Origin of the sequence: Corynebacterium breve, from assembly GCF_030252165.1 — a bacterium.
GTDB lineage: Bacteria > Actinomycetota > Actinomycetes > Mycobacteriales > Mycobacteriaceae > Corynebacterium > Corynebacterium breve.
In genome coordinates this window covers 1531819-1546533 of sequence record NZ_CP126969.1, presented here as the reverse complement: position 1 = coordinate 1546533, position 14715 = coordinate 1531819, and the positions used below count along the sequence as shown (strand labels likewise).

General features: G+C 58.1%; 11 protein-coding genes. All 11 read left to right on the top strand.

Annotated features, from left to right (window positions below):
• The first annotated feature begins 49 nt into the window (after positions 1 to 49).
• The 11 genes from rsmH to QP027_RS07475 all read left to right on the top strand — a co-directional run bounded on the left by rsmH (position 50) and on the right by QP027_RS07475 (position 14565).
• On the top strand, positions 50 to 1045 hold the full coding sequence (gene rsmH, locus QP027_RS07525) for a 16S rRNA (cytosine(1402)-N(4))-methyltransferase RsmH (RefSeq protein ID WP_284826981.1): 996 nt from the start codon (positions 50 to 52) through the stop codon (positions 1043 to 1045).
• Positions 1046 to 1113: 68 nt separating this feature from the next.
• Positions 1114 to 1890 (top strand): cell division protein FtsL, encoded by a 777-nt coding sequence (ftsL, locus tag QP027_RS07520; protein WP_284823744.1) that lies wholly within the window; start codon positions 1114 to 1116, stop codon positions 1888 to 1890.
• A gap of 237 nt (positions 1891 to 2127) precedes the next feature.
• On the top strand, positions 2128 to 3975 hold the full coding sequence (locus QP027_RS07515; RefSeq protein WP_284826979.1) for a peptidoglycan D,D-transpeptidase FtsI family protein: 1848 nt from the start codon (positions 2128 to 2130) through the stop codon (positions 3973 to 3975).
• A gap of 52 nt (positions 3976 to 4027) precedes the next feature.
• A complete protein-coding gene (locus tag QP027_RS07510; RefSeq protein WP_284823742.1) occupies positions 4028 to 5557 on the top strand; it encodes a UDP-N-acetylmuramoyl-L-alanyl-D-glutamate--2,6-diaminopimelate ligase in 1530 nt (509 codons plus the stop codon).
• Between the two features lie 18 nt (positions 5558 to 5575).
• The gene (locus QP027_RS07505) at positions 5576 to 7114 is read left to right on the top strand and encodes a UDP-N-acetylmuramoyl-tripeptide--D-alanyl-D-alanine ligase (RefSeq protein ID WP_284823741.1); all 1539 of its coding nucleotides are present in this window, start codon (positions 5576 to 5578) and stop codon (positions 7112 to 7114) included.
• Between the two features lie 6 nt (positions 7115 to 7120).
• Entirely contained in the window at positions 7121 to 8227 is a 1107-nt protein-coding gene (gene mraY, locus QP027_RS07500; RefSeq protein ID WP_284823739.1) for a phospho-N-acetylmuramoyl-pentapeptide-transferase, read from the top strand.
• Positions 8227 to 9645, top strand: coding sequence for a UDP-N-acetylmuramoyl-L-alanine--D-glutamate ligase (gene murD, locus QP027_RS07495; RefSeq protein WP_284823736.1), 1419 nt, complete (start codon positions 8227 to 8229; stop codon positions 9643 to 9645). Before mraY ends, murD begins: the two co-directional genes overlap by 1 nt.
• A gap of 8 nt (positions 9646 to 9653) precedes the next feature.
• Positions 9654 to 11177: an FtsW/RodA/SpoVE family cell cycle protein gene (locus QP027_RS07490; RefSeq protein WP_284823734.1), complete on the top strand. Its 1524-nt coding sequence runs from the start codon at positions 9654 to 9656 to the stop codon at positions 11175 to 11177.
• Between the two features lie 65 nt (positions 11178 to 11242).
• The gene (murG, locus tag QP027_RS07485) at positions 11243 to 12316 is read left to right on the top strand and encodes an undecaprenyldiphospho-muramoylpentapeptide beta-N-acetylglucosaminyltransferase (RefSeq protein WP_284823733.1); all 1074 of its coding nucleotides are present in this window, start codon (positions 11243 to 11245) and stop codon (positions 12314 to 12316) included.
• 144 nt (positions 12317 to 12460) lie between these two features.
• Positions 12461 to 13867 carry a UDP-N-acetylmuramate--L-alanine ligase gene (murC, locus tag QP027_RS07480; protein ID WP_432418626.1) on the top strand — a complete coding sequence of 469 codons (1407 nt, stop codon included), beginning with the start codon at positions 12461 to 12463 and terminating at the stop codon, positions 13865 to 13867.
• Positions 13868 to 13872: 5 nt separating this feature from the next.
• On the top strand, positions 13873 to 14565 hold the full coding sequence (locus QP027_RS07475) for a cell division protein FtsQ/DivIB (protein ID WP_284823730.1): 693 nt from the start codon (positions 13873 to 13875) through the stop codon (positions 14563 to 14565).
• Positions 14566 to 14715: the final 150 nt, after the last annotated feature.

Sequence of the window (14715 nt, the reverse complement as noted above, 5' to 3'; positions counted from 1 at the left end):
GAAGGGGGTGCATGACATCATGGCTCACAAAGAACCGAAACCAGCAGAGATGGATTTCGATATCACCGCGAACCATGGGCATGTGCCCGTGCTGCGGGACCGAATGACCGATCTGCTTGCACCTGCGGTGGAAAAATTTGCAGGCAACGCAGTGATTATCGATGGCACCCTGGGCGCGGGAGGGCACACGGAGCACTTTCTTCGCACCTTTCCCCAGGTAAGAGTCATCGGTGTCGATCGCGATCCGAATGCACTACGAGATGCGACCGAGCGGTTGGCACCTTTTGCAGACCGTTTTAGTACTGTCCAGGCTCGTTTCGACGATATCGGCGAAGCACTCGCGGAGCGAGACCAAGAAGTTTTTTCCGTCGCCCGTACCCACGGTGTCGCCGGTGCGCTGTTCGACCTCGGTGTTTCGTCGATGCAGCTCGATCAGGAGGAGCGTGGCTTTGCCTACCGCACAGATGCTCCTTTGGATATGCGCATGGATCCGACAGCAGGAATGACTGCTGCGGATGTTTTGAACACCTACAGTCATGGCGACTTGGCACGCATCCTCAAAACCTATGGTGATGAGCGATTCGCAGGAAAAATCGCTAGCGCGGTGCTGAAAGAACGCGAGAAGGAGCCATTTTCCCGCTCTGGTCGTCTGGTGGAGTTGCTTTACGACACAATCCCGGCCGCTACCAGGCGAACGGGTGGGCACCCGGCCAAGCGCACTTTCCAAGCGCTGCGCATCGAAGTCAACGGTGAACTCGATGCCGTCAAGAATGTCATCCCTGTCGTTGCAGATGCTTTGGGAATTGGTGGCAGGGCAGTGTTCATGAGCTACCAGTCACTCGAGGACAAAATCGTAAAGACAGCGTTTGGTGAGCTCACTGCTTCGAAGACGCCACCGGGTCTTCCTATGGATCTTCCTGGCACGGCACCGAAGTTCCGGGCTATTACAAGTGGCGCCGAAAAAGCTTCCCAAGCAGAAATCGAAGAGAATCCACGTGCCGCGCCCGTCAGAGTGCGGGGTATCGAGAAAATCGCAGACACCTAGCCATCGACCAGCCTCCAGTCATCTACTACTTGCCACCCGCTGAACAACACTGAAGGGACACCAGCACCATGGGAGCCAGCCGAGACCTCACCACCGGGTACGACTCCGGCGCGTCTGCAGCGCTACTCGACCGCGATGTCGAGCCACGAGGCCGCGCTGCGGTGGAAACCCCGGCACCTAGTCGTGCTGTGCCTTCGGGATATCAAAAACGCATCACCCCTCACGTGCCTCGCCAGCCGCGACGGTTGGGGTCGAAGCAGGTTGTCTCGGTACGAGGGCGTCGTGTTGCGCAGCCGACGACCGAAGTTCGTCGTCGTTTCACTGCAGTGTCAGTGATTGCTCTCCCGTTGCTGATCGTAGGGATCTTGACGGCGATGTTTTTGTCTGCGCTGTCAACGCAGCAGACTTTTGCAGTACAGGAGCTGCAGGTCACTGAAGAACAGTTGAATAATGAAGTGGAAACGTTGAATCGTGACCTTGAAGATCTTCAGTCATCTGCAGAGATCGCTCGACGTGCAAGCGAAGCTGGAATGGTTCTTCCTGTAAACCCAGGCATTGTCAATGTGGAAAACGACGGCTCTGTTGCCGAGAGTCGCCCAGCTGATCCAGCAACGCAACCTATCATTGACGTTAATGGAGCCCCGGTACGCCCAAGCCGAGCATCCAGCGATCCGGAGGCGACTAACGAGATTTCGGATGCACTGGAGACTCGACCACAAGGCAACCAGTTGGCTCCAACTGGACCTGAGTCCCCAGCGCCTGATTCGGAAGCCCCGCAGCCAGACGCGCCGGCAGCAGGACCGGCCCTCGCTCCGTATGCCCCGAACGTGCCTTCTCAGTTCTAGAAACTGAATAGTCTTAGTAGGGTGAAACTGAGACGTGGAGTAACCCGAAAACGTGAGGAACAGTAGGAAGTAGGCAGGTGAGACGCGGCCGTGAATAGACCTCAAGAGTCGCAGCGCTCTCGGACGAGAAAAGCATCTGCCGGCACCAGAGATGGACACACCACTGGCCGACCCGCCAGAACTTCATCGGGTGCCCAGGGCCTGCAAAAGCCGATTACTTCACGACGACTAACGATCATGCTTGTAGCGTTCGTCGCCGTAGCAGCTTTGCTGATCGGTCGCCTGGCGTGGGTGCAAGTTGTGTGGGGTCCCGATCTCTCGGCTGCAGCTGAACTACAGCGCTCACGTGTTTATGTTGATCCGGCCCGTCGAGGTGAAATCACTGACCGTGAAGGCAAACAGATGGCCTACACCATGCAGGCTCGCTCCCTTACAGTGTCGCCGATTGTTCTTCGCAAGGAACTCACCACTCAAGAGCGTCAGGCGATGGAAATCGAAGGAATCGATGCCAAGACGATAGACAGCCAGCTTGATGCCAAGGTGGAAGATCGTCTGCGCACGATGGCGACAGAAATCCCCAAGTTGATCGAAGAGGGAGGCGAGAGCAGCAGGGAAGCCTCGGGAGATGTTGACTCCGACGAAATCCTAGACAAGCTCCACGCCGATACACACTACGAAGTGTTGGTGCGCAACGTTGACCCTGATGTCGCGGAGAGGGTGGCAGGTGAATTTCACGGCGTAGCTTCTGACCATCAAGACATCCGGCAGTACCCAAACGGGGCTATCGGAGAGAACATTATTGGCAAGGTATCGATGGACGGCCAAGGACAGTTCGGGCTCGAAGCGTCGGGCGATTCTATCCTAACGGGCATTAACGGGCGCTCCACCGAGGATGTCTCGGCGAACGGTCAGCCGATCCCTGGGACCCTACGCGATGCTGTTCCTGCGATACATGGCTCTAACGTGACTTTGACTGTTGACTTGGATTTGCAAACCTATGTGCAGCAGCTTCTTGAACAGTCCAAAGCAAACTCGGGGGCTAAATCTGCCGAGGCGGTCGTTCTGGATGTTGCCACGGGAGAAGTTCTCGCGATGGCTAATACCGACACCATCGATCCCAACGGCGACCTGGAAAAGCAGCTGGACAAGGGAAAGAACTTTGAAAACCCTTCCATTTCTCATCCTTTCGAACCTGGCTCGGTAGCAAAGATCATCACCGCAGCTGCGGCCATCGAAGAGGGCATCACCACTGCTGACGAGGTACATACCGTTCCAGGCTCGATCCAAATGTCTGGTGTGACCGTGAATGATGCGTGGGTCCACGGCGACTTGCCCTACACCACTGCAGGCATCTTCGGTAAGTCATCGAACGTTGGCACGCTCATGCTGGCGCAGGAGCTGGGCGAAGAGAAGTATGCACGCTACCTAGATGCGTTTGGCATTGGTCAGCCGACCGGCATCGAATTGCCCAATGAGTCTGCGGGCCTGTCGCCAGCACTCGAACAATGGTCGGGTGGAACTTTTGCCAACTTGCCCATTGGACAGGGCATGAGCTGGACAACGTTGCAGATGGCCAGCGTCTACCAAGCTCTGGCGAATGATGGTGAGCGCATCGAACCCAGGATCATTGAGTCAGTTGTGGACGAAAACGGCGAGCCAGTCGAGCAGCCCGAAGCCGAACGTACCCAGGTTGTCAGCCCTGAGACTGCAAAGACTACTGTCGATATGTTCCGCTCAGTTTTCCAAGAGGATCCCGCTGGTTTTAACTCGGGTACTGCTCAAGGGCAGGGCATCGAGGGATACCAACTGGCTGGTAAGACGGGAACTGCCCAAAAGGTAGACCCCGACACTGGTGCTTACTCGCAGGACAAATTCTGGATTACCTTCGCTGGCATTGCGCCGTCGGATGATCCTCGCTTTGTGGTTGCGGTCATGCTCGACGAGCCACAGCGCGGGCCGCTGGAAGGCGGTGCAGGAGGTCAGTCTTCTGCACCAGTTTTCCGAGAAATCGCTTCCTGGCTAATAAATCGGGACAACATTCCGATGAGTCCAGAAGCGGACACAATCGTTTTACAAGAACAATAGGGCCGTTACCCCATCTCCCTAATAGACCTCTACGTAAGAAAGGATTCCAGTCGTGGCGAACACACCAAACTACACGCCCTCGCTGCAGGATCTTGCCAAGCTTGCGGAAGCACGCACCGAGAATGCTCCTGATAACCCTTTGCTGATCGAATCAGTGAGTTTGAACGGTGCCGAGGTCGAGCCGGGAGGCCTGTTCGCAGCGCTTCCAGGCACGCGTGTCCATGGCGCATCGTACGCAGCTACCAGTGCCGCCGGAGCCATTCTCACCGACGACGCCGGGCTTACTATTTTGCAGGAGGCTGGGGAAGAACGCCCCGTCTTGGTCGTCGACAATGTGCGTGAGATCCTTGGTGCCGTATCTGCCGAGATCTACGGGCACCCTTCTCAGGATCTGACCATTTTGGGTGTCACTGGCACGTCGGGGAAGACCACCACCACATACCTTCTCGAAGCAGGCCTTCTGGCTGCGGGATATAAGGTCGGCATTATTGGTACCACCGGCACGCGCATCGACGGCCGTTTGGTCCCGACGAAGCTCACCACGCCTGAAGCCCCGATGCTTCAGACCCTTTTCCGCATGATGGTGGACGAAGGAGTCACCCACGTCGTGATGGAAGTCTCGTCGCACGCGATTAGCTTGGGACGCGTCGATGGTACTCGCTTTGCCGTCGCGGGCTTTACTAATCTCTCGCAGGACCATCTGGATTTCCACCCGACGATGGAGGAGTACTTCGAAACCAAGGCGAAGCTCTTCGATCCTGCCGCACCGTGGTCCGCTGAGCGCAGCGTCATCTGCATTGACGACGACTGGGGCGAGACCCTTGCCAAGCGTATCGACCAACCAGCAACCGTGGGCACCAAAGGGCAGCGTGCGGTCACCTGCAGCGCGCGACGCATCAAACTTGATCCCACCGGCGCGCAAGATATCGAATTCACCATTGGTAACTGGGCTCACAAGGCGCACTTGTCTTTGCCCGGTGATTTCAATATTGCCAACGCAGCACTAGCGACCACAATGGCTTATGTCGCAGACATCGACGTAGATAGCTTCCTGCGGGGCGTGGAAAAAGCAGGTGTTCCAGGTCGAATGGAGCGCATCGATGAGGGACAGGACTTTGTCGCGGTTGTGGACTATGCGCACAAGCCGGCTGCTGTGGCTGCCGTCCTAGACACATTGCGTTTTCAGGTCGATGGCCGCGTCGGAGTTGTCGTGGGCGCGGGAGGTGATCGTGACGCAACAAAGCGCCCGATCATGGGCGCTGAGGCGGCGCGTCGCGCGGACCTTGTGATCATCACCGACGATAACCCGCGAAGCGAGAATCCAGCGCTGATCCGCGAAGCTGTAGTGGCGGGCGCACGACAGGCAAAAGCCGAGGAGAACCTTGATGTCGTCATCCGCGAGATTCCATCGCGTGCCTCTGCAATTGACCATTTGATTCAATGGGCGCAAGCTGGAGACGCAGTGATCGTGACGGGCAAGGGACACGAGGTAGGGCAGATCGTGGGCGACACGACACACCACTTTGATGATCGCGAAGAAGTGCGCCGTGCTTTGGGGCACTATGGACGGGGAAAGAACTAGGGAAAGAAGGCACCAATCATGATTCCGCTTGGCTTAACCGACATCGCCGACATCGTTGGCGGTTACGTTGCCGACGCTGAAGATCCGCATGCCAAAGTCACTGGTTTTGTTGAGTTTGACTCTCGCAAGGTATCCGAAGGCGGACTTTTCGTAGCTCTTGCTGGCGCAAAGGTCGACGGCCACGATTTCGCCCACAAGGCCGTGGAGCAGGGGGCTGTCGGCGTGCTCGCGGCACGAGAGGTAGGCGTACCTGCTGTTATCGTCCCACCGGCTGAACGAAACGAGAATGACAACTCTGACCTTGCCACTAATGACCCTGACGGTTCCGTTACCGCAGTCGTCCAAGCGATGAGCAAGCTCGCGGCTTACGTGTCGCGGGAGCTCGTCGATAAGCATGGACTCATGATTACTGGTGTGACCGGCTCCGCAGGCAAGACCTCGACCAAAGATCTGATCGCGGCTGTGCTGTCGCGCCAGGGTCAGACAGTGGCGCCTCCGGGCTCTTTTAACAACGAGATCGGGCACCCGTATACCGCGCTGCGCTGCTCTGAGCAGACGAAATTCCTCGTGGCTGAGATGTCGGCGCGTGGTATCGGCCATATTGCACACTTGGCGACGATCGCCCCGCCCACCGTGGGTGTCGTCCTCAATGTTGGCTCGGCACACTTGGGTGAATTCGGCTCTCGCGAGAATATCGCCCAGGCCAAGGGCGAGCTTGTGGAAGCCCTACCTAACGCTGCCGATGGTGGCCTGGCCATCTTGAACGCGGACGATCCATTTGTCGCTTCGATGGCAACCCGCACCAAGGCGAAGGTCGTATTCTATTCGGCGGCCACTCCGCACGTGCGTAACGCGGACTTTTACGCCACCGACATCGAGCTTGACGACGTCGCGCGTGCTTCTTTCGTGATGCACACCCCGAACAACCCGCCACAGAATGTGCGCCTCAACGTATTCGGCGCCCATCAGGTGTCCAATGCGCTAGCAGCGGCAGCAGTGGGGATCCAAGCCGGCATGACTGCGGCGGAGGTTGCAGAGGCATTATCTGCAGCCCGCAATACATCGGCAAACCGCATGGACGTGAACACTCGCGCAGACGGAGTCACCATCATCAACGACGCCTACAATGCCAATCCGGAATCGATGCGCGCCGGCATCGCGGCATTAGGTTATACCGCAGCGGGGCGCCCGGGAGCTCGTTCCATCGCCGTGCTTGGCGAGATGGGCGAACTTGGAAATGATTCCCTGGAACAACATCGAGCCTTAGGCGACGAGCTTGCCCGGTACCGGGTTAGCGATCTTGTCGTCGTAGGGCAGGGTGAAGTCGAAGAAGCCTTGGCACGCCAAGCGATCTCACGAGGGATTGTTACCAAACTGGCACACGATGTCGAGGATGCAACCGATGTCGTGCGGGGTATCCTTTCTACGGCGCCTGCCGGGGAAGAGAACTGGCACGCTAGGAAAGACAAAGACGTTGTATTGGTCAAGGCCTCCAATGCGTTGGGGCTGTGGCGGGTAGCTGAAGCGCTACTGGATGAGAAAAGGAACACAAGGTAGGCCGTTGTGACACAGATTATTATCGCGGGAATCGTCAGCTTCCTTGTGGCGATCTTCGCTACTCCGATGCTGATCAAGTACTTCTCCCGCCAAGGCATCGGGCAGGAGATCCGTGAAGACGGTCCTAAGTCTCACCTGCGTAAGCGCGGCACTCCGACCATGGGTGGCATCGCTATTTTGCTCGGCATTACGGTTGCTTATCTAGCAGCCGGGTTTTGGTCGATGGCCGTTGGGCGCGGTGGGTTCACAGCATCCGGTCTATTAGTACTGGGGCTGACCCTCTCGTTGGGCGCCCTCGGGTTCGCCGACGACTTCATCAAGTTGTACATGGGGCGAAACCTTGGTTTGAACAAAACCGCCAAACTAGTCGGTCAGCTTGCCATCGCGATAATCTTCGGCATCTTGGTACTGCAGTTCCCAGACGAGAACGGATTAACTCCCGCCTCGACCATGCTTAGCTTCGTGCGCGATATCGATACGCTCGATCTTGCGTTCGGAGGTGGTGTTATCGGCACCATCGTATTCCTCATCTTTATTTATCTTCTCATTGCAGCGTGGTCGAACGCGGTGAACCTCACCGATGGCCTTGATGGGCTCGCAGCAGGCTCGACCACACTAGTAATGGGCGCGTACACCCTGATTACATTCTGGCAATTCCGCAACTCATGTGCACTTGCCGCTTCACCGGGCTGCTACAACGTGCGTGACCCGCTGGATCTAGCAGTATTGGCGGTCGCAGGCATGGGTGCCTGCGCCGGCTTCCTCTGGTGGAACGCCTCCCCGGCAAAGATCTTCATGGGCGATACCGGCTCGCTAGCTCTTGGCGGACTGGTAGCGGGTCTTTCCGTTACCAGCCACACTCACTTGCTCATGGTGATTATTGGTGCGCTATTCGTCATCGAAGCCGCATCCGTTGTGATCCAGGTGATCGCGTTCCGTTCTACCGGTAAGCGCGTGTTCCGCATGGCTCCGTTCCACCACCACTTTGAAAATGGCGGTTGGGCAGAAACCACCGTTGTGATCCGCTTCTGGTTGATCACCGGTGCGGCTGTGGCGCTCGGCTTGGCTATTTTCTACGCCGAGTGGTTTACCTCCACAGGGGTGAGCCTGTGATGACCTTGCCTGGCTTCCTTACTGGTCATGTTCTAGTCGCCGGTGCAGGTGTTTCTGGCCTCGGTGCAGCACGCCTGCTCGCCGATCTAGGAGTGACGTTTACCGTGGCTGACGATAACGAGGTCAGCCGCAACAACGTGCGTGACATCACCGGCGCTCCCACCGTCACGGTGTCTGAGGCCCGCGAAAGCCTGCAAAACTATTCGCTCGTGGTTACCTCGCCGGGCTGGCGACCAGACTCGCCCTTGCTCGTCGAAGCGATTTCTGCGGGCATCGAGGTCATCGGCGATGTGGAGCTGTGCTTCAGGCTTGATCGAGCCGGGGTGTTCGGCGCACCGCGGACGTGGCTTGTCGTCACTGGTACAAATGGCAAGACGACGACCACCGGCATGCTCGCTTCCATGATGACTCAGGCAGGAGAGCGCACCGGCCTCACCGCTGTTGCATGTGGAAACATCGGTTTGGCGGTGTCTGACGCGCTGACGAGCGATGAGCGAGTAGACATTCTGGTCGCTGAGCTGTCGAGTTTCCAGCTGCACTGGTCTAGCGAACTCATCCCTGATGCGGGTGTTTTGCTTAACCTTGCCGACGATCACATTGACTGGCACGGTTCTTTCGAAGCGTATGCCGATGCCAAGGCGAAGGTGCTCCAAGCGCCGATCGCGGTCGCTGGAGTAGACGATGAATTTGTTCTGCAGTGGGTCCACGCGACGGGGCGCGACGACATCATCGGCTTTACACTGAACCAACCGGAAACCGGTCAGATTGGTGTGGTTGACGGCTTTATTACCGAATCCCACGCGGACATCTGGACTCGCATCGCCTCCGCAGAAGGCATCGAGCCCCCGGGGCAGGCTGGGGTGTTTGACGCGCTAGCTGCCGCAGCCGTAGCACGCAGCCAGGGAGCCACACCGGAAGACATTGAGCAGGCACTGCGCAACTTCCAGGTTGACGGGCACCGCGGCGCAGTTGTGCATCGCGCTGGGGGAGTCCAGTGGGTAGATAACTCCAAGGCCACCAACCCGCATGCAGCTCACTCAGCGTTGGAAGGTGCGGGCACAATTGCGTGGATCGCAGGCGGGCAGCTGAAAGGCGCTGCCATTGATCCGCTGATTGAGGCGCACAAGGATCAGTTTAGGGCCGTCGGATTGCTTGGCATCGATCGCGAGATCCTTGCAGACGCTTTTGCCCGGATCGCTCCGAATGTGCCTGTTCTCGTGTCTGAGTCCACGGATCCGGACGAAGCAATGGCTGAAGTTGTGAAATTTGTGGCACATGAGGTGAAATCCGGCGATTCGGTACTGCTTGCACCGGCCGCGGCAAGTTTAGATATGTATACGGGCATGGCACACCGCGGAGATGTCTTCGCACAAGCCGCCCGAGCCAACGCCATCATCCCTGAACCTGAAGAAGGGTAAACCCCACCATGACTGCAACTCGCGACCGTTCGACGAAGCCAGCCCCGGCACGATCGGGCGTGGCGCGGGGGATTGAGCGAGCCGCCCACTGGATGAATCAGCAACCCTTGCTCGACTACATCGCAATTCGCTCGATCGTCTTAGTGCTTGCCTTTTTAGGCGTAATCATGGTGATGAGCTCGTCCATGACATGGTCAGTAATCGACGATCAGACAGTTTGGGCGCAGCCAGTCAAACAAGCCATCATGGTCGCAATCGGATTAGTTGGTTTTTGGGCCGCACTCAAAGTCTCGCCTGAACGTGTTCGTCTCTGGGCTCCTTGGATCATGTTGATCTCGTTCGTCTTGTTGATCGCCGTCTTGATCCCCGGCATCGGTACCGGCCGTGATTCTGTAGGTTCTCAGTCCTGGATCGCGTTGCCAGGCTTCCAGCTCCAGCCCTCCGAAGTGGCAAAGGTGGCAATCGCCATCTGGGGCGCAAGCTTGTTGGCGAACAAAGACCCACGAAGCCTCGGCTGGAAGAACGGCTTTGGTCCCTTTATCCTTGTCGCAAGCTTGTGCATCATCCTCATCGCACTTCAGGGTGACATCGGCATGGCCATCGCCTTCGCCATTGTTGTCGGGTTTGTGTTGTTGTTTGCCGGTGTGTCATGGGTGTTCATTGCGGTGGTCGCGGCATTCGGTGCTGTTGCTGTTTTTCTTTTGATGGCGGCAGGCGGATTCCGTTCGGCCCGTTTCCACACGTTTTTTGATGCCTTCGTCGGTAACTTTGAAGATACCCAAGGCGCTGCTTTTCAGTCGTACCAGGGGTTCCTCTCCTTGGCCGATGGATCATTTTTCGGCGTCGGTTTGGGCCAATCGCGGGCGAAGTGGTTCTACCTCCCTGAAGCGAAAAACGACTTCATTTTCGCCGTGATCGGCGAGGAACTGGGGCTATGGGGTGGCTCGCTTGTCATCTTGCTGTTCCTCGGTCTCGGCTGGTTCGGTTTCCGGACAGCCCGTCGCGCAGCGAACCAGTATCAAGCGTTGCTCGCGGGCACATTGACTGCTGGAGTGGTTGTCCAGGCATTCATCAACATCGGATACGTCGTCGGTCTGCTGCCAGTGACTGGTATTCAGCTGCCCCTGATCTCTGCGGGCGGTACCTCGGCCATTATCACGCTGACTTCGATGGGCCTGCTTGCATCCGTTGCCCGCCATGAGCCAGATGCTGTTTCTTCGATGCAGAACCACGGTCGCCCATTGTTCGATCGTGCGTTGGGCATCCCAGAGCCCAAGGCCCCAGTCCAGGTAGCTGAGCGTGCTGAGAAGCGTAACGACGAACAGCCAGACCGGTTTGGCAAGCCAGTCACTGTCCGCCCGCGGCCTACGAAGGGCGAGCGCGTCGTCGACAAGCGTCGCGGTGCTGCACGTGAGACAGTGAAGCCGGAGCGCCCTCGTCGGGCCCCTGCCGCGCGTTCCGGTCGGGTACCTTCGAACCGTAGCGAACGACGTCACAACCCTCGTGGTGGACGCAACCAAGATCGGCGCTAATCTGTAATAGCTTTACCGCGCGCAGTACCTAGCTGCCACTAATGATTCAGAAGGTGACAACACTCATGGCTGACAACTTAACAGTAGTTCTTGCAGGCGGAGGCACCGCCGGTCACATTGAACCTGCATTGGCTGTGGGTGAAGTACTTCGCGACGACCACGGTGTAACCGTCAGCGCACTCGGCACCCCTAAGGGTTTGGAAACGTCGATTGTTCCAGCTCGTGGATTTGAGCTCGCCCTGATCGATCCAGTGCCGGTGCCGCGGAAGCAGCCTCTGAAACTTCTTGCGCTGCCTTTCAAAATCGCAAAGTCGGTAGGGCAAGCCCGCAAGGTGCTGCGAGACGCGAACGCCGATGTGGTGTTTGGTACCGGTGGATACGTGTCTGCTTCGGCATACATGGCGGCGGCATCGCTGCGCATCCCGTTCTATATTCATGAAACCAACGCGCTCGCGGGCATGGCGAATAAACTAGGCGTGCGCCTCGGCGGTACTGGCTTTAATGCAGTGGCCAATTCGGGAATGAAGGGCGAGGTCATTGGTATTCCAGTCCGCCCCGGCGTGGGTGCCGATCCAGACGGTGTGAAAGCGGCGCGAGGGTATGCCCAGTGGAACCTGGATCCGAATAAGAAGACCGTTTTGGTAACGGGTGGGTCCCAGGGCGCCGTGCGTATTAATGATGCCGTGGCTGATGCCGTCGGCCGCCTCGACGCGGCGGGCTACCAAGTATTGCACGCATACGGGCAGAAAAATGATGCGCCGGAGCCACACTCTGGCTATACCGCCGTGCCATACATCGAAGACATGGAAGCTGCGTACGCGGTGGCGGACGTCGTGGTGTGCCGCTCAGGTGCAATGACTGTGGCAGAAGTATCTGCGGCGGGACTTCCTGCGGTGTACGTCCCACTTCCTCATGGCAACGGCGAACAGGGGCTGAACTCCGTCCACGTTGTGGAAGCGGGCGCCGCGCGTTGCATCGACGATGCTGATTTCACCGGAGACGTGCTGGTGGAGAACGTAGTCAACATCTTGTCTGATCAGAACACTTACGATGCGATGCGTAAAGCGCTGAAGGACACTGGTGCAGGTAACGTTGCGGCTGAAATCGCACAGAAGATCGTTGACGGCGCTAAGCGTTAAGTACTGAGCACTGAGCACTGAGCACTGCCACAAGGCACTGGATAGACCCAATTGACCCAGAACAAGGAGACCCTCACTGTGACTACCACCGGCACTGACATCGACCTGTCGCGAGTTCATCTGATTGGTATTGGTGGCTCGGGCATGTCGGGAGTCGCGCGCATTCTCCTCGACCGCGGCAGCGTGGTCACCGGCTCCGACGTCAAGGACTCCCGCCCGGTGCGTGCCCTGATGGGGCAAGGCGCAAAGATCGCTATCGGTCACGATGCCGCTAATCTTGAACTCGCAGGTGAGCTGCCGACTGTCGTTGTGACCAGCTTCGCAGCCATCCCGAAGGACAATCCCGAACTCGTGCGCGCCGCGCAGGAGAACATCCCGGTCATTCGACGTTCCGACTTGCTTGGCGAGCTGATGGAGGGCTACACACAAGTACTCTTCGCGGGTACGCACGGAAAGACGTCTACTACCTCGATGGCGGTCGTCGCGTTGCAACAGGCAGGCGAGGACCCATCGTTTGCTATCGGTGGGCAGCTCAACCGCGCAGGAACAAATGCACACCACGGCTCGGGCTCCGCCTTTGTGGCTGAGGCCGACGAGTCCGATGCGTCGCTGCTGCGCTACAAGCCGGACGTTGCGGTGATCACCAACATCGAGCCGGATCACCTGGATTACTTTGGCACGCGCGAGGCGTACTTCCAGGTCTTTGACGAGTTCGCCGATCGCGTCACCGAGGACGGCCACCTTGTTGTCTGCCTTGATGACGACGAAGCCGCCGCCTGCGGCAAGCGCGCGCAGGAGCGAGGCGTGGCTGTGCTGGGCTACGGCACTCTGGAGGCGTGTGAGCGCCACCGCGAGATCACTCCTGGGGTTGTGATCACTGATGAGGAGGTTACTGCCGAGGCAACCGAAGTCACTGTGAGCCTAAACACGGTAGCCCCTGCTGCCTCGTTGACGTACCAACTGCAGATTCCTGGTCGCCACATGGTGCTTAATTCGGCCGCCGCACTTCTTGCCGGCGTCCTTGCCGACGCCGAGCCGATGCGCATGGTCGAGGGCTTGAGCGAATTTACCGGTGTGCGCCGTCGCTTTGAATATCGCGGGGAGGTCGCCGAAGGCCCCTACGCTGGTACTCGTGTCTACGACGATTATGCGCATCACCCGACCGAGGTCGAAGCCGTTCTTACTGCTGCCCGCGCCAAAGTTGACGCAGAGGGTAACGGCTCCCGCGTTGTTGTGTGCTTCCAGCCCCACCTGTACTCGCGCACCATCGAGTTCGCTGCTGAGTTTGCTGAGACGCTTTCGCTTGCCGACGCCGCCGTAGTCCTCGACATCTTCGGCGCACGCGAAGCGCCGGTGGAAGGCGTTGACTCCCGGATCATCACCGAGCGCATCAACACAGAAACAACCGAGGTGAGGTTTGAGAAGGAATTTCTCCAAGCTCCACTAGTAGTTCGAGAGCTGGTCAACGCGGGCGATCTAGTCCTCACGATGGGCGCAGGCTCTGTCACCATGCTTGCCGACGAAATCCTGAACAACTTGGCGGAGAAGTAATCGCCATGTCCACCGTTGCCCGTTCCGAACCCGTTCGCCCCTCGCGCAAGAAGGCCTGGATTGCAGCCGCGATCGCACTCGCACTAGTTGCCGTTGTGGCCGTGGTTGTCATGTTCACGCCACTTTTTACCGTGCGCGAATACAAGGTGACCGGTAACGACCATCTGCCCCAGGAGCAGGTGGTGGAGGCAGCCGGAGTCGCCGAGGGAGAGATCCTAGCGCAGGTCGATGTCGGGGCGGCCGCTTCCGGCGTGGCGGGAATGCCATGGGTGAAATCGGTGACTGTGTCACGTGGCTGGCCATCGAGCTTGGATATCAATATCACGGAACACGAAGCCGTTGCTTTTCTCTCGGAGGCCGACGGTACGCATTTGATTAATGCGGAGGGCGAAGACTTTGTCGTTGCCGAGCCACCAGCTGAAGCGATCGAAATCACCGGCGACGGAAGTGGCGAAGAACAGGCGCGGAAGAACGCAACGGACATCGCTTCGTCGATAAGCGAAGAAACACGTCGCAGGGTGACCGCGTTGGAAGTTCGTGACCAGTTTAACTACGAAGTCTTGATCGATGATGGGCGTCGTGTCACATGGGGCGCGTCGGAGGACAACCACGACAAGGCCATCGCGCTAGACACGGTGCTCGAACGCGAGGGCCAGGAGTTTGATGTTTCGAACCCTGCCATGATTGGCGTGCGCTAGTCGGAGAGGCTTCGGCATTTCCCCAGGTTAAAAGTCTAAAGTTGAGGTTGAGGGTCTCGACACGCCGGTTAAATAAACCTGATTTCTGTAGAATCTTCGACATGATGGAAGCAGTCCGGTTGGCCTTACAACGGGCCTCCCACTAACTGC